Below are 24,399 nucleotides of genomic sequence, written 5' to 3'. Positions count from 1 at the left end.
GAGACCGTGACATACAAAGAACGCACCCAGCGGATTCGCCAGCACACTGCCAAAATCCAAGAGGCATTGCCTGAGGTAATGAAATCATTTTATGCTCTCAACAAAAGTGCTAGTGCCAGGGGTGCCTTGGATACAAAAACTAAAGAATTGATTGCCCTCGCCCTAGCTGTTGGCAGTCGTTGTGATGATTGCATCGCTTTTCACACCCAGGCGGTTTTGCAGGAGGGCGCATCCAAAGAAGAGATCATGGAAACCTTGGCAATTGCTGTGTTTATGGGGGGAGGGCCTTCTCTAATGTATGCCGCTCACGTTATTGAAGCAATGGAGGAGTGCCAATCTAGTCAATGATTTTGGGGGTAATCAACACAACTACCTCCCTTCTTTCCTTGGCTGTAGTAGTCGATCGGAATAAACTACCAATCAACGGAATATCACCGAGAAGGGGAGTTTTGAACACATTCTGTCGATCGATTTCCTGAATAATCCCTGCTAGAAAGAGAGTTTGTCCGTCCCGTAGGCGGATATTGCCTGTGTCGAGGCGGCGGCGATTAACTAACTGTTGAATTAAAACCTGGTCTGGACCGCGGATTGGTTCTCCAGGGGAACTAACCTCGGGGGAAACAGAGAGAGTAATAAAGCCATTGTCATCAATTTGTTCCACGGCGATATTCAAAATTACACCGACATCGATCGGTTCTCTGGGGTCAGAAATAGTGCGGGGTTGATTACCAGGACCAGTTTCAGAAATCGTCCTCAGTCCGGCAAACACTTGGGTAGTCAAGTTAACTTGGGAAGCACTCCCTTCTTGAACGATTAAGGTCGGGTCAGTGAGAATTTTGGCTTTGTTATTTCTAATCCTAGCTTGGAGATTAGCCAGGAATTTTGTGGGAAATTGGAAAGTGTTAGGCTGTCCTGGTTGGGGAACATTAGTGCTATTAATCGTGGGGGGGCTGAACAAACTGGAAGGTCCTTGGGAGCCGTCAGGAGCGGGAACAGGAGGTACAAAGGTGGGATTGATATTGCCAAAGTTGCCCGTAATTAAGCCCTGACTGTTGCTGAAGAAACTATCATCCACACCGAAGGAAAAACTACTGCCAAAATTTTCCTGGTCATCGAGAGTAACTTCCACAATTTTCACATTCACAGAGACTTGGCGGCTACGGACATCCACTTGTTTCAAATAATCAATCGCTGCTTCCACCAAATTGGGAGTACCAATCAAAGTGACAGAATTTGTACGATTATCGGCTGTGACTTGTAAGCCATCAAAAATTTGGGCAGCGGGGGGACGTTGCGGCTGAGGCGTACGGGGTTGAGTACCACCGCCATTAGCGCCGAGGGCCTCTAGGAGTTGTTGGGCACCTTTAATGGGAATTTGGCGTTGTAACGTTGTAGTGCGACTGAGTTGACTGGTAGTGACATTAGTTTGTCCTGCTCCCACTGTGCCGCCACCACTAGAAATACTGGAAGCACTATTAGTAGTACTAGTAATTCTCACCTCTGGCAGGCTCGCTTTGATTTGATTTAACCGTACAGTTTTAACTACTAAACCCCTAGCACTCAGGGGCAATTCTTTGCCAATCAAAATTGTGTTCCCCACTCTAGTAGCTTGTAAATTACTGACTTGCAAAATGTAGTTGAAAACATTCTCTACTGTCTCATTCTTGACTTCCATAGATACAGTGGTGCTTACCCCTTTCTTATCTCCTTCTGAAGTTTCCACAAATACAGTGTTCAAGCCTACAGTCATCGCTAAAACAGACAGTACATCTTCCACTGGTGCAGACTTCAAAACCAAGGTAGGAATACGCTCATTGGAACCTAGACTGATGCGCAAAGGGGTAAAGGGTAAAGAACTAATAGCTATGTCTCCCGCGGGGGGCACGATCGCCTTGGGCACAAAGGGGGTAAAGGGTGGTTCTGGTGGCTGTACTGCTGGTTCGGCAGGAGGGACAAGCCGACCTTTATCCGTGTTTTTTGCCGCCGCAATGGGAAACTTGAGGACAATGCCATTCAGGTTCTGCCCTACTTCCACGCGATTGCCGGGCTGGGTAGGTGTAAAGATGACTTGGACAGTCCGATCGTCTAAGGGCAAAATGGTGACCGCACTAATCCCTGGGGCAGGATTGGCACGAAAGAAGGTATTGCCTTCGGGTAGTTGCAGAGCAGTATCGCTAATTTCCACAACCCAATTTTTACCCCGTTGAGTGGTGCTAATTCTGGGTAGCTGTGTTACCTGGGTTTCCAAAACTACTTCCAGGGCGGTTTCTGTCACTTTTAGCTGGGCTTTGCGGATGGTGTTAGCCAAAAGGGGGCGGGCAAGACAAGTAAAAGCCACTACTGTCCCGATCGTTAAAGCCAGCGGCAGTCTTCCCATAGGTGCAGTTGATGAAGTCCCATTCAGTATAGCGAGATTAGTTCAATCCTTGAGCACACCTTGGGCGAATGTGGTTTCAATTTCCTGCACTAGTTTTGCCTGACTCCACTGGGCATAAAGATGACTGACAATGGCACTAGCACCTGCTCCCACTCCCTCCTTCACAAACCCCTGTTCATAACATTGCAACTGGGGATAACGGGCATCACGAAAATGTAACTCGCTACAAACCAGGGGTATGTCTAACTCTGTGGCTAACTCTGCCAATTGACAACTGGGGTCATCCACTACCCAACGGGTCGTACCCACCACAACCCGATCGGGTTGCCAGGGCAATCCGTAATACTCTGCTAATTTCTGTGCCAAGACATACACCGCTACCATCTGGCTGCCTCCCCCCAACAGTACTCCCCCATAGCTACTTGCCCCGATCGTCATACCTGCTATTACAGGCTGCATGGGGTCACCCACGGCGGCAACAATTGTTGAAGGGTCACGGGTTCTAAGGTTCACCGATCGGGCTAACCCCTGTTGTACCACTGCCCACTTTTGCTGATGATTACAGATGGGATGGGAACTACTGACTTTGCTATGAGCATCAATCCCCAAGGCGGTGAGGACAGCAAGAGCCGTAGTTGTCCCCCCTGCCACACATTCACTGAGCACCAGGTAAGGATGAGCAGCAGCTAACTTCTTGCCCCATTCCAACCCTTTCTGAAACAGGTGGTCTACGGTTGCCCAATCCTGTGCCCTCCCTGTACTTAAACACCTAGACGGAGCACCGCCCAACCCGATCGTGGGTACAGTGGGAGGCTGGGGTAACCCACTGTCAAAGATATAGAGGGGCAAACCTAACTCTTGCACCACTGCCCTGCTGATTACAACAGGAGAAGCCCCAGCTATGAGAGGGGGAAGGGGGAAATAGACATTCCTGCCCCAGTAAAGGAACTCCGCATCAGCGATCGCTGTGGTTTTACGACTGGCAGGGGTAGCTCCCGCCGCTGAAATCCCCTCAATCAGGCAAGTATCAGTAAAGCCCAGTACCAGGACAAAGGCAGGTTTAAGCCCCCTATATCTAGCTAGCCACTCCCGCGCCCGACCACCACCACTGACAACCCGAATCACTAGAGGGCATTAGCTTGAGCCTGAGCCGCCTCTTCTGGATGGATACCTAAACGGGTGAGATTAAACCTACCCTTCTGGTCAATCTCCCGCACCTTGACCACAATGTTGTCCCCCACATCAATCACATCCTCTACCCGCGCTACCCGATTCTCCGACAGCTGGGAAATATGTACCATCCCCTCCTTGCCAGGTAAAAACTCCACAAATGCCCCGATCGGGATAATCCTGGTTACTTTGCCCAGGAACACATCCCCTACCGCAATCTTACGGGTCATGGACTCGATCATCAATTGGGCGCGGCGTGCCCCCTCACGGCTAGTAGAAGCGATCGTGACAGTGCCATCATCACTAATATCAATTTTTGCCCCCGTTTCCTCAATGATGCCCTTGATGTTCTTGCCCCCAGGACCAATCACCAAACCAATTTGATCGGGGTTGATCTTCATAGTGGTCAGACGGGGTGCATAGGGAGATAACTCAGGACGGGGTTTGGGCAGAGTCTGCAACATCTTATCCAGGATAAATAACCGCCCCGCCCGCGCTTGGTAAATCGCTTCCCTCAAGGTCTTCAGAGAAATGTTAGTAATCTTCATATCCATCTGCAGAGCCGTAATTCCTGTATCCGTCCCTGCCACCTTGAAGTCCATATCCCCCAAGAAGTCCTCAATGCCCTGAATATCTGTCAGGATGCGTACCTCATCCCCTTCTTGCACCAAACCCATCGCCACACCAGAGACAGGCTTCAACAGAGGTACCCCCGCATCCATCAGCGCTAGGGTAGAAGCACACACCGACCCCATAGAAGTGGAGCCATTGGAAGAGAGTACCTCTGACACTACCCGCAGCACATAGGGAAAATCCTTCTCCGAAGGAATCACTGGCACCAAAGCCCTTTCCGCTAGCGCTCCGTGCCCCACCTCCCGGCGACCTGGCGATCGGAGGGGTTTTACTTCTCCCACGGAATAGGGGGGCATATTGTAGTGATGGAGATAGCGTTTTTTCTCTTCCACGTAGAGTTCATCGGACATATCCTGGGCATCTTCACTTGTACCCAAGGTTGCCACTGATAGTACCTGGGTCAAACCTCGATTAAACAAGGCACTGCCATGCACCCTGGGCAATACCCCTACCTCACAGGAAATGGGACGAATTTCATCCAACTTGCGCCCGTCAATGCGGATATTCTGCTCAATCACCTGCCGCCGCATCAACTTCTTAGTTAGTTCCTTGAAGGTAGCATTGAACACATCACTACTGACTGCACGGAATGGATGGTCCTCCGGCAACGCCTCGATCGCTGCTTTTACATCTTCCTTAATGGCATCTAACTTAGCATCCCTAACAGCTTTTTCCTTCTCGCAACTGGCAATTACCTCCTGCACCCGATCGGTGGCTTTTTCTGCCACAAACTGTTCAAACTCCACATATTCGTTGGGGGGAGGAGTTAGATCAGGAGGCTCAATACCCAATTCCCCCATGATGCGCTGTTGCGCCTTTACCAGTTCCTCTACTGCTTCATAGCCAAACTCGATCGCTTCCAGCATGTCCTGTTCGGGGAGTTGATTTGCTCCTGCCTCCACCATCACTACCCCCTCAGGCGTGCCCGCTACTACCAAATCCAGGTCACCGGATTCAATTTCCGCAAAAGTGGGGTTGATAATGAACTCATCCTGATGCAGACCCACACGCACCCCCGCCATCGGTCCCTTGAAGGGCAACTTTGCCAACCAGCAAGCCACCGAAGCTCCCGTTACTGCTAGGACATCCGCTGGCACCTTTTCATCTAAGGAGAGGGTAGTAGCCACTACTTGAATTTCCTCCCTAATCCAGTTGGGAAAGAGGGGACGTAAGGGGCGGTCAATCAAGCGGCAGGTCAGAATTGCTTTTTCGGGGGGTTTACCTTCCCGCTTCAAGAACCCACCAGGAATCCGTCCTGCAGCATAGAGCCGTTCTTCGTAGTCCACTACCAGGGGGACAAAATCAATACCTTCCCGCGCCTCACCTTTGGTTGCCGTCACCAGTACTGCTGTATCACCACACTGAATCAGGACACAACCTCCTGCCTGGGGAGCAAATTTGTTAATAAACAGCTTGATCTCTCTGCCAAAAAAGGGGATAGTTTTTTCTATAGCACTCATTGCGCTTTGCTTTGCTCTCTATGTCATTCCTAGGCTCATCCTAGCATCCTTAGCTATAAGTGGGGCATTTTTGTCAGAACTTTTTCACAGAGTGGTGGTGGGTGCTATAGCTTATTAAATTGACGCTAGTTGAAATTGATGACGGACATCATCAAGGGTAGGTACTTTGGGGTAGTTTTTCCTACCATTCGAGGACGGCAGGTATCTCTGCAACTATTTTTAGACGAAAATGAATATACCCAAAGGTTGATCTTATCTAACTTTGCTAGGGGTGTTCCCTACGAGCCAGAGATTTCTCGCTTGTTTTTAGAGTTTCTGACAGAAGGTGACACTGTAATTGATGTCGGTGCTCATGTTGGTTACTATTCCCTGCTTGCCTCTGTTTTGGTGGGTGCCCCAGGGAAAGTAATTGCCTGTGAAATGTCCAAGGCTAATTTACTGCGGTTACTTTACCACTGTCAAATCAACAATGCCAGCAACATAAGTATAGTGGCAGGGGCAGTGGGTGATCAATGCCGCGAAGTTAGCTTCTTTGTCAATCTTGATAACGATGGCGGACATGCTCTGTGGAATGTGGGCAATCATCCCTACAACCAAAACAGTGCCAAACAGCGCCAGCAGGAAAAAGTAATTATGCGTACCTTGGATGCAATTACCCAGGAATATGAGGTTGCGAAAATTAAACTCATTAAAATTGATGTAGAAGGAGCTGAACCCCTAGTACTAAAAGGTGGTAGGAATACGATCGATCGCCTCAAGCCTCCATTTGTTATATGTGAAATTAATGAGTTTGGGTTACAACAAATGGGCTATAGCCAAATGTCTGTGCGGCATTTCTTTTACGATTTGGGCTACCATAGCTACGTCATTACCGATCGGTTATTGCCGCTTTTGCCTAACAGTAACTGGCAGCAAGGTTTATTCAATGTTTTATTTTCTATACATACAGACTTGCACAAGAGCTAGTCAGAGACTTGCTTTAAGAGATAGTAGGGTGAGCAACGATCGTTTGTAGCATTGGGGAATGGTTTAATAGCTCTTCCGCCTTCAGATAGTAGCCCGCAGTGACGGAATTTTCATTGGTCAAATAAATAGAAGAATTACAGCTTTCCTTTCCGCAACCTGTTTTCTATCTACTTCCGTCAGAAATGCGCAGGGACAAGATTTACAATACCTTTTTCACCGCCATAGTTTAGCAACAGGTTAAATTGAGACTTAGCTTGGGGCAGCAAATACAGTACCCCTGTAGTTTTGGATAGACAGAAGCAACAGCAGCCCAAATGGGTGCCGCCTCCCCTACTCAATACACTAAGAGCAAAGTTGCAATTCACACAGCGTGGTCCGTAGAGTTTAGAAAACAGCTAACGCACTGCCTGGTGAAATTCCTGAATTGCCTGAACCGAGAGGGGGGCTTCCTTAAGGGCACGAATGGCAGCGATCGTGGCTTTAGCTCCCGCAATAGTGGTGATAACAGGAATTTTGTACAGAAGAGCAGCCCGGCGGATCATTTGGGCATCGGTCTGGGCTTCACTGCCGGAGGGGGTGTTCACAATTAGTTGTACCTGCCCATTTTTGATCGCATCCCCGATGTGGGGTCTACCTTCGTGGAGTTTTAGGACTTGCTGACAGGGAATGCCATTGCGCTGCAAAATCCTATAGGTCCCTTCTGTAGCAATGATTCTAAAACCTAACTCGGCAAAGCCTTCGGCAACACTGGTAACGCTGCGTTTGTCTCTTTCATTGACTGAAATAAATACAGTCCCACTTAGGGGTAAATTCTGCCCCGCTGCAATCTGGGATTTAGCATAGGCGCGCCCAAAGTCTGTATCAATGCCCATTACTTCCCCCGTCGATCGCATTTCTGGTCCCAAAATCGTATCTGTGCCAGGGAATTTGGCAAAGGGTAAGACAGCTTCCTTGATGGATATCCGATCGGGGAATACTTCCCTTGTAAATCCCAATTCAGGCAGTGAGTAGCCCGCCATCACCTTAGTTGCCAGGTTGACCAGGGGCACACCGATCGCTTTGCTAACATAGGGCACCGTGCGTGACGCTCTGGGATTGGCTTCTAGGATGAACACCTGCTCTTTCTGATAGCCATTGCGCTCTACTTGCACTGCGTATTGTACGTTCATTAAACCAACCACCTGCAGACGCTTAGCCAGAGCGATTGTCCATTCTCTGATGGTATCGAGGGTGGCTTTGCTGAGGGAGAAAGTGGGAATAGCACAGGCGGAATCCCCAGAGTGAATCCCCGCTTCCTCTATGTGTTCCATGATCCCCCCAATCACTACGTTCCCCTGACTGTCGGCAATGGCATCTACGTCAACTTCGATCGCCCCCTCCAGAAAATGGTCAATCAATACAGGGTGCTCCGGTTCAATTAAAACTGCCCGCAGCATGTAGTTTTCTAGTTCGCTATCGGTGTAGACGACTTCCATCCCCCGCCCCCCCAAAACGTAGCTGGGACGGACTACCACGGGATAGCCAACGCGACGCGCTACTTCTAGAGCTTCCGGAAATGACCGCGCAATGCCATTGGCAGGCTGACGGATACCCAACTCTTCACAGATTTTTTCAAACCGCTCCCGGTCTTCAGCAATGTCAATCGAGTCAGGCGATGTCCCCCAGATTTTTGTTGGCAATTCTGGATGGGCTTGCAGATACTTTTGCAGGGGAATAGCTAACTTGAGGGGCGTCTGTCCCCCAAATTGAATGATAATACCGATCGGTTTTTCCGCCTCAATTATATTCAATACATCTTCGCGGGTTAGGGGTTCAAAATAGAGACGATCGCTAGTGTCGTAGTCGGTGGAAACTGTTTCGGGGTTAGAGTTGACCATGATCGTTTCATAACCCAACTCCTGCAGAGCGTAGCTAGCATGGCAACAACAGTAGTCAAACTCAATCCCTTGCCCAATGCGGTTGGGACCGCCCCCTAGAATCATCACCTTGGGCTTCTCTGTTGGTCTAATTTCCGTTTCTGTTTCGTAGGTGGAGTAGTGATAGGGAGTAAACGCCTCAAATTCAGCAGCACAAGTATCTACGGTTTTATAGACAGGAACTATCCCCAATTGCTGGCGATATTCTCGTACATCGTCTTCGCTAGTTCTGGTCAAAAAGGCAATTTGCCGATCGCTAAAGCCCATTCGTTTTAGTTGGAGCATTTCCTCTGGTGCAATTTCCGCCAGAGCTTTGCCCTTGATTGCCAATTCTTGGTCAGTGATTTCCCGCAATTTTTGGATAAACCAGGGGTCAATCTTGCTTAAATTAGCCACTGTTTCCACTGTCAACCCCGCTAAAAATGCCTGGCGAATCATCAATAACCGATCGGGATTGGGGGTGCGCAAACTCGCCTTAATTTGCTCTAGGGAGTAAACGGGGTCTTCGCGGTCGGCACCAAAGCCAAACCTGCCCGTCTCTAACGAGCGAATCGCTTTTTGCACTGACTCCTGGAATGTCCGCCCGATCGCCATCACCTCTCCCACCGACTTCATTTGCGTGGTCAGGGTGGGGTCAGAACCAGGGAATTTCTCAAAAGCAAAGCGCGGAATTTTGGTGACAACGTAGTCGATGGTAGGTTCAAAACTGGCGGGTGTCTTTTTGGTGATGTCGTTGGGAATTTCGTTGAGGGTATAGCCCACCGCTAACTTCGCTGCCATTTTAGCAATGGGGAAACCCGTCGCCTTGGAAGCCAGGGCGGAACTGCGGGACACACGGGGATTCATCTCAATAATGATTACTTCTCCGTCCTCTGGGTTGACGGCAAACTGCACATTAGAACCACCAGTTTCCACACCGATGGCACGCATCACTTTGATGGCATAGTCCCGTAGCCGTTGATACTCTTTATCGGTCAAGGTTTGGGCAGGAGCGACGGTAATTGAATCCCCTGTATGTACGCCCATCGGGTCGACATTTTCAATACTACAAATGATCACCACATTGTCGGCAATATCCCGCATCACCTCTAGTTCATACTCCTTCCAGCCCAAGAGGGACTGTTCAATCAAAATTTGGGACCGTGGGGAAGCCTCTAACCCACCACTGGCAATCTGTTCAAACTCTTCTTGGTTGTAGGCAATGCCACCGCCTGTGCCCCCCAGGGTGTAACTGGGACGAATAATCAAGGGATAACTGCCAATACTCTGCGCCACTGCCCGCGCTTCTGCCATGGTGGTCGCCAACCCCGACGGACAGACCTTGATGCCTATCTGCTGCATCGTCTCCTTGAACAATTTGCGGTCTTCTGCCTTTTTGATCGCCTCTAACTTTGCCCCGATCAGCTCTACACCATACTTGTCTAACACACCCCCCTCTGCCAAAGCCACAGCGGTATTGAGAGCAGTTTGTCCCCCCATAGTGGGTAACAGCGCATCAGGGCGCTCCTTAGCAATGATCTGCTCCACAATCTCCGGTGTGATAGGCTCAATGTAAGTCCGATCGGCAGTACGGGGGTCAGTCATGATCGTAGCGGGGTTGGAGTTGACTAATACCACTTCGTAGCCCTCTTCCTTGAGGACTTTGCACGCCTGGGTGCCTGAATAGTCAAATTCGCAGGCTTGACCAATGACGATCGGACCCGCACCGATGAGCAGAATTTTATGGATGTCGTTACGCCGGGGCATGGAGAAATTACTGTTTACAATCAGTCGATTATTTTACTGTCTTACATCCCAGTTATTTGTAAGCAAGTTTACTGCGGCGGTCTTCACAGAACTTAACAAATTCGGCTATGATGGGGTATGATAAGATGCTTGCCCGTTCTACCTGCGGCAGTTTAGCTACTGATTGAGGAAGGGCTGGGCAACGGTACACATAGCTAGGAGCAACTATGCCCACTTTTCTTGACCTTGGTATTTCGGTACAGCGTGTAGAACTGTTGCAGACTTTAGGTTTTGTCCATCCCACTCCTATTCAAGCCCAGGCGATTCCCCATTTGCTCATGGGCAGGGATGTTTTGGGACTGGCACAGACGGGGACGGGTAAAACCGCGGCTTTTGCGCTGCCTCTGCTGGAGTTAATTGACCCAGCCAGTCCCCTGCTGCAGGGGATTATCCTCACTCCCACACGGGAATTGGCGTTGCAGGTGATGCAGGCGGTTAAAAGTTTCAACCTCAAACCAGGGGGAGCACGAATTACCTGTGTCTATGGCGGACAAGCGATCGAGCGGCAGATTAAGCAACTGGAGCAGGGGGTACAGATTGTCGTGGGTACGCCAGGACGGGTGATTGATTTGCTGGAGCGGGGGGTACTGGACTTGCAACAGGTTCGCCATTTTGTGCTGGATGAGGCGGATGAAATGTTGAATATGGGATTTATCGAGGATGTGGAGAGGATTCTCAGTGCTACCCCCAAGGACAAACAGTCGGCGTTCTTCTCCGCCACGATGCCGATCCCTGTCCAGAAACTGGTGCAACGCTATCTCAAAAACCCTGTCACCGTCCAGATCAAAACTGATGCTGTCACCAAAAAACAGATTGAACAGCAGGCTTATTTTGTCCCTGCCCACCTCACGAAGGAAGAGGCTTTACTGCCAATTTTGGAGTTGGAGTCCCCCGAGTCGGCGATTATTTTCGTCCGTACCAAAGAGACGGCCAGCCGTCTGAACACACTTTTGCAGGAAGCAGGACACTCGGTAGATGAATACCACGGCAATCTCTCCCAGTCCCAGCGAGAAATGCTTATCCGCAGGTTTCGCAGCCAGCAGGTTAAGTGGATTGTGGCTACTGATATTGCCGCCAGGGGCTTAGACATTGATGGGCTAACCCATGTGTTTAACCTAGATTTGCCCGACGACCCCGATCGCTATATCCACCGCATTGGGCGTACAGGCAGGGCAGGCAGGACAGGCAAGGCTATTTCTCTGATCACCGCCAAGGAAAAGTACCGCCTCAAACAGTTGGAGAAGCTGACAGGACAACCGATCAAAATCTGTGAGATGCCTACCCTACAACAACTCCAGGCTTGTTGGATCGCCCGCTTTACCACCCAGATTCACAATGCCCTCACTGGGGAAAGATTAGCTTCGTTTCTCCCTTTGGTCTCCCAGCTGACGGAAATTTATGACCCCCAGGCAGTAGCGGCAGCCGCTTTGCAGTTGGCATACTCCCAGATGCAATCCGACCGGGCGGAAAAGGCGGTGATGGAAATTTTGGCAAAACAGCCCCCTAAACCCCTTCGCCGTCAGCACAATTCTAGCCAGCGGGTTGTCAGTAGTCCTAAACGTTAGTGCTCATGTCTGTTTCTGCCATCTTTGCTTTTGTTGCGGGTTTAAGTTTTTGGTCGAGCATGGGGTGTAATTTACCGATTATGCCCCTCTATGTGGGAGAGGAGTTAAAGGGAGAAGCCTACGTGGGCTTGGTGATGGCTACCTTTGCTACGGGCTTAATCCTGTTTCGCGGTGCCCTGGGGCGCTTGACCGATCGCTGGGGACGGAGACGATCGATGCAGATGGGTTTGATCATTGCGGGGACAATTCCCCTCCTTTATCATCTCTTGCCCCATGTACCTGTGGTGATTGCTCTCCGTCCAGTTCATGCTTTGGCGGTGGGGTCATTTGCTACGGGTTATGCTGCCCTGATGGGAGATATAGCTCCTCCAGGCAAAAGGGGACAGGTAATTGGTTTCTTGAGTCTGGTTAACCCTTTGGGCTTGGGACTGGGTCCTTGGGCGGGGGATACCCTGAGGGCTGCTCTGGGCTACGGGGCGGCCTTTGCCATGGCTTCCACCTTTGCCATGATTGGGCTATTGTGCACCTTGTTTGTCCAGGACAACTACGAGCCTCGCCTTTACCACAAGCAAAAATACTTACCCATCTGGAAACTGGTCACCACGGCTAAAGTGCGATCGCCTGCCTTTGTCCTCCTGGCAGTGGGTATGGTATTCGGCATTGTCAGTACCTACTTACCCAAACTGATGGATGAGTTGAACCTAGGGGTGGGAGCTGGTACGTTTTACGCCGCTGCCTCTATGGCGCAATTTATCTTTCGGATGCCTGTGGCTAGCCTGGGAGACCGTTACGGACGCGGCATATTTGTCACCTTCTCCCTAGTCTGTTATGCCCTGTCCATGGTTATTGTCGCTACGGCTAACTCGGCGGAAGCGATCGTGATGGGTGCCATCCTCGACGGGGTAGCAGCGGGGACAGCGATCCCTACTGTCATTGCTTGGCTAGCAGACCGCACATCGCCCCAGGAGAGGGGGACAGTCATGGGGACTGCCTGGTTAGGTTTTGACGTAGGGATTGCCACTGCTGCCAGTATGGTGGGATGGGTGATGCAGCTCCTGCCGCCCAGCGTACCCCTTGTAACAGTATTTTGGATAGCTAGCTTGCTCTCCCTCCTTGCCTTGGTTGTATTTGTCGTAACCTGTAGTGACAATGTGGCAGAGTCAGTAAAATTCGCCTTGGGACGGGGTAAGGATAAGTACGCAATTACCAACCAGACGTAGTACACTCAATCCATAGAGACTGGGCAATCATGGTGTTTTGGAAGAGCCTGTTTAGTACCACGGAAGTTCCCGAAGCGGCAAAGAAAGCCAAGATGCGGCGGTTGCCAGGCTACACGGAACAGATATACTTCAGTACAGACAAAAATATTGACCTCTACGAACTAGAAGAACTCTGTGATGCAGTGGGTTGGTCCCGTCGTCCTCTGCACAAGGTAAAAAGAGCTTTGCAATATAGCTTTGTGGTAGCTTCCCTGTGGTATTTTCGTGGTTCTTACCAAAGATTGATTGGTTTTGCTAGGGCTACGTCCGACCACGCTTTTAATGCAACGATATGGGATGTGGCGATTCATCCAGAATTTCAGAATCGGGGATTGGGCAGAGCGTTGATGCTGGAGTTAATCAATGAGCTGCGGCGGGCAGACATCAGTAATATCAGTCTCTTTGCCGATGCCCATGTGGTGGAATTCTACAAGCGCCTTGGTTTTTGCCCCGACCCCGAAGGGATTAAAGGGATGTTTTGGTACAATTAATCCAGCTGTACCTCTGTGAAAAAACAGCTGCGAGCACCTGTATGACAGGCTATACCTCCTATTTGCTCCACCTTGACTAGTAGAGTGTCAGCATCACAGTCGTAGAAGAATTGCTTTAGTTTTTGAATATGCCCTGAGGTTGCCCCCTTGTGCCATAACTCCTGTCGCGATCGGCTCCAGTAATGGACTTCCCCTGTCTCCAAGGTCTTAACGATCGCTGCCGCATTCATCCACGCCATCATCAAGACGGTATTATCGCGGTAATCCTGGGTAATTACAGGAATCAAGCCCTGGTCATTGAATTTGAGGGTATCTAACAGTTGTGAGAGCTGCATAGTTCGATTGCTGCGGCAGTACTGATTGTACCAGAGGGGGTAGGAGTACCGAAGAGGTGGCTGACTATAATGAGGACGCAAGGTTAGGCGATGTAGCTGTGGCTGAAATCTTCAACTTAGATACGCTGTTGCAGTTAGCCCACCGTTACGGCTATGGGGTGATTTTTGCAGGAATTTTGCTAGAAAATGCAGGTATCCCTTTGCCAGGGGAGACTTTGACTTTGATTGGCGGTTTTTTGGCAGGGAATGGCGAGTTGAGTTACCCAGGGGTACTGATAAGCGCGATTGGGGGTGCCATCATTGGCGATAGCTGTGGCTACTGGTTGGGGCGCTGGGGTGGCTTGGTATTGGTAGAAAGGATTGCCCATGTATTTGCGATCCCCCATGAACACATAGAACGGGCGCAGGAAAAATTTAACGCTAATGCCGATCGGGCAGTGTTCCTGGGCAGATTCGTCGCCCTTTTACGCATTTTTGCTGGTCCGTTGGCAGGTATTGCGGGTATGAGTTATCCCCGTTTTTTAATTTTTAACAGTTTGGGGGCAATTACTTGGGGGGCGACGATGACTTCCATAGCTTACTTTTGCGGTCAGTATATATCTCTCTCGGATTTAGTGAGCTATGTTTTACGGTTTGCTGTTCTGGCTCTATTGGTGTTGGTAATTTGGCTATGGCGGTCTGATGCTCGCCCTAGGAAAACTGACGGGCATGGAGTTGGCTATAGCGACCGTTAAGGGCTAGTAACTCTTGATGGCTACCCGATTCGATGATCTGACCCTTATCGAGGACAAAAATCCGATCGCAGTTCCTCACGGTTGCCAAGCGGTGAGCAACAATTAATACGGTGCGGTCGTACATTAATCTTTGCAGTGCTTCTTGCACTAGGGCTTCTGATTCACTATCCAAAGCAGAAGTAGCTTCGTCTAAGAGGAGAATTTTGGGATTATGTAACACGGCTCTGGCAATTGCTATTCGCTGGCGCTGTCCACCCGACAGATTTACTCCCCGTTCCCCTACCCAAGTGTCGTATTGTTGGGGGAGTGCCATAATGAAGTCGTGAGCATTAGCAACTTTTGCTGCTTTTTCAATTTCTGCCCGATCGATATTTGTCTTGCCAAAGGCAATGTTAGCGGCTACTGTACCGGAAAAAAGGATAGTTTCTTGGGGCACAATAGCGATTTGCTGACGCAGGCTGCGGAGGGTAACTTTACTAATATCCTGGTCATCAATTAATACTTTGCCCTGCTGGGGGTCGTAGAAACGCAGTAACAAATTCATGAAGGTACTTTTGCCTGCCCCTGATGCCCCCACGAGAGCGACAATTTCCCCTGGATAGATAGTAGTGTTGATGTTTTTTAGTACCCAATCCGTCTGGTCAGGATACTTGAAATAAACGCCCCTAAATTCAATTTTTCCCTGAATTGTACCTAAAGTAATTGCTGCGGGATGCTCCGTAACAGCTGGTTGCAGTTGGAATAATTCAAAAACTCGATCGGTGGATGCCTGCACCTGTTTCAATTCATTGTAATTATTGGTAACATTTCTAATCGGGTCAATCAAGAGAGCAACAGCGGCACAAAAGGAGACAAAATTTTTCACTGCTAGCACCCCCTGGGCAATCTGCCATACAGCAATCCAAATCAGAATAATAATTGCCAATGCCTGCAATAAACTGACCACCGGATATTGGATGGAACGAATCCGATCGGTGGCATATTTACTTTGTCTGTGTAGTTCCGCCGCTTGCTGAAATCGGCTAGTTTCAAATGCTTCTGCCCCAAAGGCTCTCACCAGACGAATACCACTAAAAATCTCCGCCAGGAATGCCGATAAACTAGATACTTGGTCTTGACTCCTACGGGCTAAATTCAACATCCGATCGCCAAACCAGGCCACAATCACCGCTAACAAAGGAGCCACAATCAGGACAGTCAGAGTTAGAATCCAGTTGAGGTAAAACATATACCCCAAGATCAAAATTAACTGTAACAGTGAGGGAAGAAACTGATAGAAAAACTTGCCCATCACTTCCCCAATCCGATCGATGTCCTCTGTTAAGCGGTAGGATAAATCCCCTGCCCTTGCCTCGGCAAAATAGCTCAAATCTAAAGATTGTAAGTGGGAGAAAGCATCTACTCGTAACTCCTTTGTTACCTGCAGGGCTGCCTCCGCCATCATCACATCCTGTCCATACTGACAAAAACCCTGCACAGTGAATAACAAAACTGTGTAACCTGACACTGTGGTAATTTTGCTAATACTTCCTTCCCCTACCGCCTCCGAAACCAGCCCAAATATCATTGCTAGAATGGGCATACCACCGATGTAAACGATCGTGCAGGCAATCGCTTTAGTTAATAACCACCATTGGGTTTTAATGTAAGGTAAAAGAGCAAAGTAAGAGCTACGCAATCCACTACCAGGAAAACCACGGCTTTTATTCTACCTATACCCTAGGAAATTTGACCGATCGGGCAATTAGTTTTGTCGGACATTTACAGTGCGAGTAACATCAATCAGTCGTTCCCTGTTGCGCTCTAATCGAAAAGTGGCTGTCCACACCCCAGGGCTAAGCCGTCGCGTTCCTGTGAACAACATAAACAAGCGATTGTCTTTCTCTAGGGTAGTGCGATAGTCTACTACTTTTTGTTGGGCTGGATTGACAATGATCATGGACAACTGGTCACCTCTCTTCACACCATAGGAGCGTGTCCAAAATACCAGCGCTTTGTCCTTTGTGGTAATCTCTACTCCTTCCCACTTGCCCTGTTCCAGCTCTGCCATGGTTGGTGCCTGGGGACTGAAGCCAGCATGAATTAGACCCGTCGGCACGTAGGGGATGGGTTGCTGCCAAAGACCAGTTCTATTAGCTTGACAATCCCTAGCTAGTTCTACCCCCCCATGGGGGTCGATCGGTTGCCCCTGATACCGTACCTCTAGGTGTACATGGGGAAAGGAAGCTAAGCCAGACTGCCCAACCAAGCCCAGTACTGTCCCCTGCTCTACCCGTTGCCCTGGGCGCACCCGCACTGACCCCTGCCGTAAATGGCAATATTGCGTTTCCCAACCCTCCCCATGGTCAATGACCACACCATTACCGCACTCCTGCCCCTTCACTGAGTCGGGATTGCTCACTTTCCTGTCGGGTACCCCATCTCGCACCCGCAGCACTCTGCCCGCCGCTACTGCCACTACCTTTACCCCCATTGCCATCCGCCCCTCATCAGCTATGGCAAAATCCGTGCCCCTATGCCCGTCATAGCTCAAATCCCCGCAGCGGTAGTCCTTAAATCCAGGAGAAGTATCCCGATCGGGGTAGAGCAACACAAAGCACTCAGTACAGGGGGAAGCCAGAGCGAGAGCTAGTAGGAGAGGCACCATCACCGAGGGACAGCAGTAAAGGGAGATAACTTCCGTTGGCAACTGCGCACTGACATAAATAACTGGCGCATCAACTCATCTTTACCCAGGGGTGTATCTGCTTCATAAAAGCCAGGTATCCAGGGTAAGTGCCCCCTAGGGGCTTCGTGGCTGTAGTTAATGCGGGTACCGTTAATCCATGCCATTGACCCTGCCCGCTTGACCCGATAACCGATCTTTTCACAGAAGTTGCGATAGTTTTGCCCCTCCGCCTCATAAATATCACACTTAACACTGAAGCCGAAGCGATTATTGCTGTAGCGCAGCCACAGTATATCCAGGTTGAGCAACTCATTACAGGGGATACGAGCTATGTCCCGCTCGGCAAACTTACTCCCTGTTGGACGACCCAGGGCACGACAGAGCAAGTTCCAGGTTTCTATGTCCGCTGCCTTTAAGTCCCCGATCGATAAAAAGTATTCCAGCTGGGCATAGTCCAAGCGCGATGGGTAAAGGCTAATCATACTCTTGGACTGCTCCCGCAGTAAACCAACCTCCAGGTCCTTGAGGGCTTCTCCACCAGACTTATAGCGATCGAGGACAGCCCCCTGCAGTAACTTGTCCAAGACATTGCCCAAAAAATCAGGAATTTCCACCCCTGGGGGTAGATGTTTCCGCCAGGGCCAAGTATCTGTCAGCAAATCCCTCACGAGGGAGGGTTTTTTGCCCGTAATTAAATGGACACAGGTTGCTCCCAAGCTGTAGAGGTCACTAGCAGGTACGGCGTTGCCCACCACCTGTTCCGGGGGGACATATTCCATACTGCCAATCATCGTTCCTGGGGCTGCCGCTGCCTCTGCCCAGCGGTTAATCTCCTTCGCTGCCCCAAAATCTACCAACACTAGCTCCCCTTTGCTATTGCGAATGATGTTAGCTGGTTTGATGTCGCGGTGAATAACGTTGTGCTGATGCAGAAAGTCAATTACCGGTAATAAACCCTTCAAAAAATCGATCGCTTTTTCCTGATTGAAGGGACCCTCCGTTTCCAGCTCCTTGAGGAGGTCCTTGCCATCAATGAATTCCATCACCAGGTAGTACTGGTTGCGCATAGTAAAGTAGGCATAAAGGGTGGGGATTTGGGGATGACTGCCCAGTTTTTCTAGTAACACCGCCTCCCGTTGAAACATTTCCAGGCTTTTCTGCAGCATTTCAGGGGGGAGGTTGCCAGGCAAAAATTGCTTGATTACTACTTTTGGGCGTGAGGGCATATCTATATCCACTGCCAAAAAGGTACGCCCAAACCCTCCTTTCCCTAGCATTTTGATTGCCACATAGCGATTGCGCAGGAGTAAAGGACTACCACAGGCTTGGCAGTGAGTCACCTTGTTGGGGTTGACGGGCTGTGGGCAGGCAGGATTAAAACAATAACTCATTGGTACCACTATTCCCCATATCTACAGGATAGCTCATATGCTCCAGAAAATTGTTCTTTTCCTTCCCATCTCCTATACGTCAGCAGGGCGAGTCACCCGATCGAGTAGCCACAGAGATATAAGGGTACCCAAAAAATGGGCGAGGATGATCAGTAAACTTGCTTGTACGACAAATAAATCGATCGGTTCCACAAAGCGGCTGGGGTCATCGACAATCACACCCTGGGTACGGAATAGTGCCCGCTGCGCCAAGGTACCAACAATAGCAAAGGCTGCCACCAGAGCCGTAAACTGTCCCCCCAAGCTAATCCCCAATCCGATTTTTAACTGCATCAAAGTTTGCGCTTTAGTGGGGCGCTGGATATCTGCCAACTGTTTAGCCCAGCGAATGTAAAGATAACTCCAAATAAACCCACCTACTACCAACGCCCAGGCAAGCCACGCCGCCGCCACCCCCGGCAGAGTCCCTGGATTGTTACTAGCACCCTCATTCCCGCGAATGCCAGCAAATAGGAGTAATACCCCCGCAATTACTCCTGGTACCCCATGAGTCCATAGCCCTACTAAACCATAAAAGCGGAATGCCTGAATTGTTTTGACTAAACGAGGAGAAAGAGTCATAGCTTGCTAGCTACTGGGGATCATCACCCGTTAGCCTTTGCACGTCCTCCCCGATCGTTTGGGTTGTGTCATCAGTAAAGCCCCGCTGCGGTCTGGTTTTGGCAGATTTGGGAGTGGGCAGGGGTGGGCGGTCATCCAGACATATTTGCAACTTTGGTCCCGAAGAAGCCAGACGAATTACCATACCATCTACTACCTTTTGCTTGCTAATCGGCTTCTCATCCCAAAATGTACCATTTGCGCCTTTATTATGCAATTCCCAGTGGTTGTTGACGTAGTGCAATTCCAGGTGATAGCGAGAAACGACGGAACTATACAGCACCACCTCATTGTCGGCGGAGCGTCCAATCCGAACTACCGATTCAGAGGGGAAACTCCAACTTTGCACAACAGACATGTTCGAGGGGTGCAAGAGATTGACAGTGATCACAGGCATAGTTCAGCGCTAAGATAAATTTAATCACGATCGGCACTGCCTACACAAGCTCATTTTTCTCAACCTGTGTTACGCATCCCCGCCGCAATGCCATTTACTGTTAACAGGGCACCGCGCAGTAGTTCATTCTTAGAATAGGGAGAGCGCAGATCAACCCGCTGACTGCTGAACTGGCGCAGACGCTTGAGTAAAGACACCTGAATAAACCCCAAGGGAACGATGGAGTAATTGCGTAGAGCCACCGATCGCTGTAGCTCTTTATCCCCATCTAGGAGACGCTTATGGTTAGTAATTTTCAACACCACCTCGCAGGTACGTTGATACTCTGCCACAATCTGGTCAAAGAAGAACTGGGAATGTTCGCGGAAATCCGGCAGAGTTAGTTCGTTGACATACTGAGCAGCCATCTGCAGGTCAGTTTTAGCCAGAGTCATCTCCACCTTGGAAATAATCATCTTGAAAAAAGCCCACTTTTGGTAGAGGAACTGGGCTAAATTCAAGTGCTCGGGATTTTCCGCCAAAAACTCGCTAAAAGCTGTACCCAGACCAAACCAAGCTGGCAATAAAAAGCGGCTCTGTGTCCAACCAAACACCCAGGGAATCGCTCGTAAACTGCTCAAGTCTTTTTTACCCGCCCGCCGCGCCGGTCGCGAACTAATCTGCAATTGACTGATTTCTTCTATGGGAGTTACCTGATGGAAAAACTCGACAAAATGGGGGTTGTCATAGATCAAACCGCGATAGACCTGCCGCGATCGGTTTGCCAGAGCTTCTATAATATCCCGCCAGCACTCCAGGGTATCCAAGCTATTGGGCAGCAAACCCGCCTGAATCACTGCTGTTGCCACTTTTTCCAAATTGTAGAGGGCTAAATTAGGCAGGTTATATTTAGAGGCTAAGACCTCCCCCTGCTCCGTAATTTTAATTCTCCCATCCACGCTGTAGGCAGGTTGCGCTAGGATTGCCTCATAGGTAGGTCCCCCCCCACGCCCCACGGAGCCACCCCGCCCGTGAAAGATGCGTAACTCTACCCCAAACTGCTTGGCTACCTGATTAAGCGCTTGTTGTGCTTTATAGATTGCCCAGTTACTACTCAAAAACCCCGAATCTTTGTTGCTATCAGAGTAACCCAACATCACTTCCTGTAGATTGTTTTGTCTAGTTAGCAGTTGTCGATAGAGGGGCAGAGACAACAAAGCTTCCAATACCTGCGGTGCTGCCCTCAGGTCTTCTACAGTCTCAAACAGGGGTACAATGCACAACGTCCCTGCCCCCGTATCAGGGTCATATAATCCTGCTTCCTTAGCCAGCAACAGAACTTCTAAAACATCGCTGACACTGTGATTCATGCTGATAATATAAGTGTGGCAAATGTAGGGAGAAAACACTGTCTGCAGTTTCTGTACTACCTGCAAAGTTTGTAAAATATTTTCCGTCCCCTCCGAAAAGCGTAGACGACTAGAGACGATCGGTCTGGGGTTACCCAACTCCTGCACGAGCCATGCCTGTTTTTCCGCTTCTGTCAAACTGTCATAGGGCACGGGCAACAGCCGCAACCGTTCTGCAATCTCCGTAATTGCCTGTTCGTGTTTACTACTTTCCTGGCGAATGTCCAAATGGGCGAGGTGAAAACGATAGACCTCCACTTGAATAATTAAGCGCTCCAACTCCTGACAGGTGATATTTAACTTTGCCAGAGTTTCCTTAATTAGATTTAATTCCGCCAGAAACTGATCGGCGTTGTCATATCTGTCCCTTTCCGTCGCTGGGGCAGGATCAACAGTCTGCCAAGGGCTATGTTTGAGTTTAGTAGTAAAGGCTAAAGTGTTCTCCAAGCGCGCCAGAATATAGGACAACTTCATGCGCAGGGGTTCGCGGCGATAGCGCACTGACAAACGTTCATAAACCTTGGGGAAAATTACCTGGTCTTGACTGAGGCTGTGGGTCAATTCGTCTGCAAAATCCGCTATGCTTTGGGACAGGGATAGCCTCTGTACCAGTTGTTTAACTGATTTGATGTATTTGTTTAATACCAACTCCCGTTGATAGCAAGCAGTCTGCCATGTTACAGCAGGAGTAACCGCCGGATTGCCATCCCGATCGGAGCCCACCCAGGAGCCAAAGGTACAAAAACTGGGAGCAGGGGGCTCCAAAGTGGGAAAAGTCTGCTTAATTGCCCTCACTAATTTCTCATAAAGGATGGGAATGGCATCAAATAGCACCTCCTCAAAGTAGTGGAGCGTGTATTCCGCCTCATCTAACACCGTGGGCTTGTCTTGATTTAATTCGTCTGTGTACCACCAAAGCTTAATCTCCTCCCGCACTTGCTCTAGCAGGATAGGACGATCATTGACGGGAGCCATCTCCCATTGATTCAACAAACAGGCAATCCGCCTCTGTCTTTCCCGAATCGTTTGGCGCACAATTTCCGTAGGGTGGGCAGTAAATACCAGTCTTATATCCAAGCGCTGTAACAGTCTTTGAATGTGGGCAAAGGGCACATTTTGCCGTTTTAATTCAGGAAAAAGCCAGGCAAAGGTACCGATCGGTTGGTGTTCTGTGGCATCGAGGGCTTCCTCCTGTTCATTCTGCTGCTCGATGATGTTAATCAACTGAAAATAGAGGGCGAAGGCACGGGTAGCGATAATCGCCTTTTCCAAGTCCAAATTCTCCACGATCGTTGCGGAGGGGTACTGGGCGTAGTGGTGGCGCAGTTGCTGCAACAAAGCGACGATTTCCGCTCCACAGGTCTCTGCCAAAACTTCATCTAGCAACTCCTCGACCAACTGCAAGCGGTGGTGCAGGCGCGGGGAGCGCACGAAAGTCCCATTTTCAGTATTTAAGAGCAAGTGGGGCGAAACAGCAATCATAGGGGACAGAGCAGACAATAGTGATCAATATACTAGGTTGCCAAGTTACTAATGTGACAGATTTAACGAAATCCCTTAAGAATCTGGCAAGGCTTGTAACATCAAATACAAATAACTGCCCTCAGGTTTGTTGAGATAGGACAATGATCAGATTCAAGAGGTTTTAGAGGTGTTAGCAGCACGATCGTTTAGGCGCAGACAGCAGCAACGCACTAAAGTCAACTGGCGGGTGTGTTTACCCTTTGCTGCTTTGATTGGGGTGTTTTGGGTGTATGCCGCTAGTGCCCAGAATAGCCCCACGCCCGAGCAGATGGCCGCGGACCTGAAAGTAGGCTTAGATACCCTGTGGGTAGCTGTGGCTTCCTTCCTGGTATTTTTTATGAATGCTGGTTTCGGTCTGGTGGAATCAGGCTTTTGTCGCCGTAAGAATGCGGTCAATATTTTGGCAAAAAACCTAATTGTGTTTGCTATTGCTACCGTTGCCTTCTGGGTAGTGGGCTTTGGCTTGATGTTTGGGGATGGGAATGACTTTGTTGGTCTCAATGGTTTCTTTTTGACGGGGAAAGATAACAGTCCAGCCACAGGGGATGCCTACGAAGGTGTTTTTAGTTCCCTCAGCTGGACGGGCATACCCCTCCAGGCGAAGTTTTTGTTCCAGTTAGTCTTTGCCGGCACAGCTGCCACGATCGTTTCTGGGGCAGTAGCAGAGCGAATCAAATTTGTGGCGTTTCTAATTTTTAGTTTCCTCTTAGTGGCGATTTCCTACGCTATTACAGGTCACTGGGTCTGGGGTGGTGGCTGGCTATCGAAAATTGGCTTTTGGGACTTTGCTGGTTCTACGGTTGTCCACTCGGTAGGGGGTTGGGCAGCGCTGGTAGGGGCGGGTTTGCTAGGACCCCGCATAGGTCGCTATGGCGAAGATGGGACTGTGCGGGCACTGCCTGGACACAATATGACTTCCGCTACTCTGGGCTGTTTAATTCTCTGGTTGGGATGGTTCGGCTTCAATCCTGGCTCGACAATGGCATTAGACGGCAGATTGATTACTCATATTGCTCTGACAACTAACTTAGCGGCAGCAACGGGGGGACTGGCAGCTACAGTTACAGCTTGGCTGGTTTTGGGTAAACCGGATTTGTCCATGATCATCAACGGTATTCTAGCCGGATTGGTGGCAATTACTGCCCCTTGTGCCTTTGTCACTCTGCCAGCAGCAGCTCTGATTGGAATCATTGGCGGGATTCTGGTTGTATTTGCGGTAGGCTTCTTTGACAAGCTACAGTTTGATGACCCCGTGGGAGCAACTTCTGTGCACTTGGTCTGTGGTATCTGGGGTACCTTAGCCGTGGGATTATTCTCTGTTGGGCCCAACACCGATATTGGCAACAACTTCATTCTCTACACTGCTGGACCAGCTAAGGGACTACTTTTAGGTGGTGGTTTAGATGGTCTCATTCCCCAAATCATCGGTGTCTTGACGGTGGGAGCCTTCACTACTATCTTTAGCTTTGCTGCCTGGTTAGCAATTGCTGCTGTCACAGGTGGGATAAGGGTAGATAAAGAAGAGGAACTAAAAGGCTTGGATGTGGGAGAACACGGCATGGAAGCCTACAGTGGCTTTGCCCTGGAAACGATCGAGTAGTTGGCAGGGGGTATACCTCCTTGTAAAGGTTTGTTGCATTTATCTGAGTTAAAGGTTTAGGTGCTTTATACTTATTTTTA

Annotated in this window: 18 protein-coding genes; 7 read left to right on the top strand and 11 right to left on the bottom strand. The window is 49.6% G+C overall.

Annotated elements, in window-relative coordinates:
- The first annotated feature begins 6 nt into the window (after positions 1–6).
- The gene (locus tag NZM01_02515; protein ID MCS6958905.1) at positions 7–348 is read left to right on the top strand and encodes a carboxymuconolactone decarboxylase family protein; all 342 of its coding nucleotides are present in this window, start codon (positions 7–9) and stop codon (positions 346–348) included.
- Here NZM01_02515 and NZM01_02510 read toward each other — a convergent pair.
- Genes NZM01_02510 through NZM01_02500 form a run of 3 tightly spaced genes read right to left on the bottom strand, consistent with a single transcriptional unit; the run spans position 338 to position 5,640 of the window.
- Entirely contained in the window at positions 338–2,377 is a 2,040-nt protein-coding gene (locus tag NZM01_02510; GenBank protein ID MCS6958904.1) for a secretin and TonB N-terminal domain-containing protein, read from the bottom strand. The two genes, NZM01_02515 and NZM01_02510, sit on opposite strands and share 11 nt — an antisense overlap.
- A gap of 42 nt (positions 2,378–2,419) precedes the next feature.
- The gene (locus tag NZM01_02505; protein ID MCS6958903.1) at positions 2,420–3,502 is read right to left on the bottom strand and encodes a TIGR00303 family protein; all 1,083 of its coding nucleotides are present in this window, start codon (positions 3,500–3,502) and stop codon (positions 2,420–2,422) included.
- On the bottom strand, positions 3,502–5,640 hold the full coding sequence (locus NZM01_02500; GenBank protein MCS6958902.1) for a polyribonucleotide nucleotidyltransferase: 2,139 nt from the start codon (positions 5,638–5,640) through the stop codon (positions 3,502–3,504). The genes NZM01_02505 and NZM01_02500 overlap by 1 nt, the downstream gene beginning before the upstream one ends.
- Before the next feature lie 138 nt (positions 5,641–5,778).
- Here NZM01_02500 and NZM01_02495 point away from each other — a divergent pair, with 138 nt between their 5' ends.
- Entirely contained in the window at positions 5,779–6,606 is an 828-nt protein-coding gene (locus NZM01_02495; protein ID MCS6958901.1) for an FkbM family methyltransferase, read from the top strand.
- A 395-nt stretch (positions 6,607–7,001) separates the two neighbouring features.
- On the opposite strand, the gene carB is transcribed toward NZM01_02495, so the two are convergent.
- On the bottom strand, positions 7,002–10,268 hold the full coding sequence (carB, locus tag NZM01_02490) for a carbamoyl-phosphate synthase large subunit (protein MCS6958900.1): 3,267 nt from the start codon (positions 10,266–10,268) through the stop codon (positions 7,002–7,004).
- 206 nt (positions 10,269–10,474) lie between these two features.
- Here carB and NZM01_02485 point away from each other — a divergent pair, with 206 nt between their 5' ends.
- Genes NZM01_02485 through NZM01_02475 form a run of 3 tightly spaced genes read left to right on the top strand, consistent with a single transcriptional unit; the run spans position 10,475 to position 13,622 of the window.
- Complete coding sequence (locus tag NZM01_02485; GenBank protein ID MCS6958899.1) at positions 10,475–11,872, top strand: DEAD/DEAH box helicase; 1,398 nt, start codon at positions 10,475–10,477, stop codon at positions 11,870–11,872.
- 5 nt (positions 11,873–11,877) lie between these two features.
- Positions 11,878–13,092: an MFS transporter gene (locus tag NZM01_02480; protein ID MCS6958898.1), complete on the top strand. Its 1,215-nt coding sequence runs from the start codon at positions 11,878–11,880 to the stop codon at positions 13,090–13,092.
- Positions 13,093–13,121: 29 nt separating this feature from the next.
- Positions 13,122–13,622 carry a GNAT family N-acetyltransferase gene (locus NZM01_02475; GenBank protein ID MCS6958897.1) on the top strand — a complete coding sequence of 167 codons (501 nt, stop codon included), beginning with the start codon at positions 13,122–13,124 and terminating at the stop codon, positions 13,620–13,622.
- On the opposite strand, the gene hisI is transcribed toward NZM01_02475, so the two are convergent.
- On the bottom strand, positions 13,619–13,957 hold the full coding sequence (gene hisI, locus NZM01_02470) for a phosphoribosyl-AMP cyclohydrolase (protein ID MCS6958896.1): 339 nt from the start codon (positions 13,955–13,957) through the stop codon (positions 13,619–13,621). The genes NZM01_02475 and hisI overlap by 4 nt on opposite strands.
- A 98-nt stretch (positions 13,958–14,055) precedes the next feature.
- Here hisI and NZM01_02465 point away from each other — a divergent pair, with 98 nt between their 5' ends.
- On the top strand, positions 14,056–14,691 hold the full coding sequence (locus tag NZM01_02465; protein MCS6958895.1) for a DedA family protein: 636 nt from the start codon (positions 14,056–14,058) through the stop codon (positions 14,689–14,691).
- Here NZM01_02465 and NZM01_02460 read toward each other — a convergent pair.
- The 6 genes from NZM01_02460 to ppc form a co-directional block, all read right to left on the bottom strand.
- Complete coding sequence (locus NZM01_02460; GenBank protein ID MCS6958894.1) at positions 14,648–16,369, bottom strand: ABC transporter ATP-binding protein/permease; 1,722 nt, start codon at positions 16,367–16,369, stop codon at positions 14,648–14,650. The genes NZM01_02465 and NZM01_02460 overlap by 44 nt on opposite strands.
- Positions 16,370–16,435: 66 nt before the next feature.
- A complete protein-coding gene (locus tag NZM01_02455; GenBank protein ID MCS6958893.1) occupies positions 16,436–17,338 on the bottom strand; it encodes a M23 family metallopeptidase in 903 nt (300 codons plus the stop codon).
- A complete protein-coding gene (locus tag NZM01_02450) occupies positions 17,338–18,750 on the bottom strand; it encodes a serine/threonine-protein kinase (protein MCS6958892.1) in 1,413 nt (470 codons plus the stop codon). The genes NZM01_02455 and NZM01_02450 overlap by 1 nt, the downstream gene beginning before the upstream one ends.
- Positions 18,751–18,822: 72 nt before the next feature.
- A complete protein-coding gene (locus NZM01_02445) occupies positions 18,823–19,371 on the bottom strand; it encodes a DUF3611 family protein (GenBank protein ID MCS6958891.1) in 549 nt (182 codons plus the stop codon).
- A gap of 10 nt (positions 19,372–19,381) precedes the next feature.
- Positions 19,382–19,807, bottom strand: a complete 426-nt coding sequence (locus tag NZM01_02440; GenBank protein MCS6958890.1) for an FHA domain-containing protein — start codon at positions 19,805–19,807, stop codon at positions 19,382–19,384.
- A gap of 59 nt (positions 19,808–19,866) precedes the next feature.
- On the bottom strand, positions 19,867–22,677 hold the full coding sequence (gene ppc / locus NZM01_02435) for a phosphoenolpyruvate carboxylase (GenBank protein ID MCS6958889.1): 2,811 nt from the start codon (positions 22,675–22,677) through the stop codon (positions 19,867–19,869).
- Positions 22,678–22,846: 169 nt separating this feature from the next.
- Here ppc and NZM01_02430 point away from each other — a divergent pair, with 169 nt between their 5' ends.
- Positions 22,847–24,319 (top strand): ammonium transporter, encoded by a 1,473-nt coding sequence (locus tag NZM01_02430; GenBank protein ID MCS6958888.1) that lies wholly within the window; start codon positions 22,847–22,849, stop codon positions 24,317–24,319.
- The last annotated feature ends 80 nt before the right edge of the window (positions 24,320–24,399 follow it).

Source organism: Pseudanabaenaceae cyanobacterium SKYG29 (genome assembly GCA_025055675.1).
Classification (GTDB): Bacteria; Cyanobacteriota; Cyanobacteriia; order Pseudanabaenales; family Pseudanabaenaceae; genus M5B4.
Note: the sequence above shows the minus strand (reverse complement) of the source record. Positions and strands in the feature narration are given on the sequence as shown.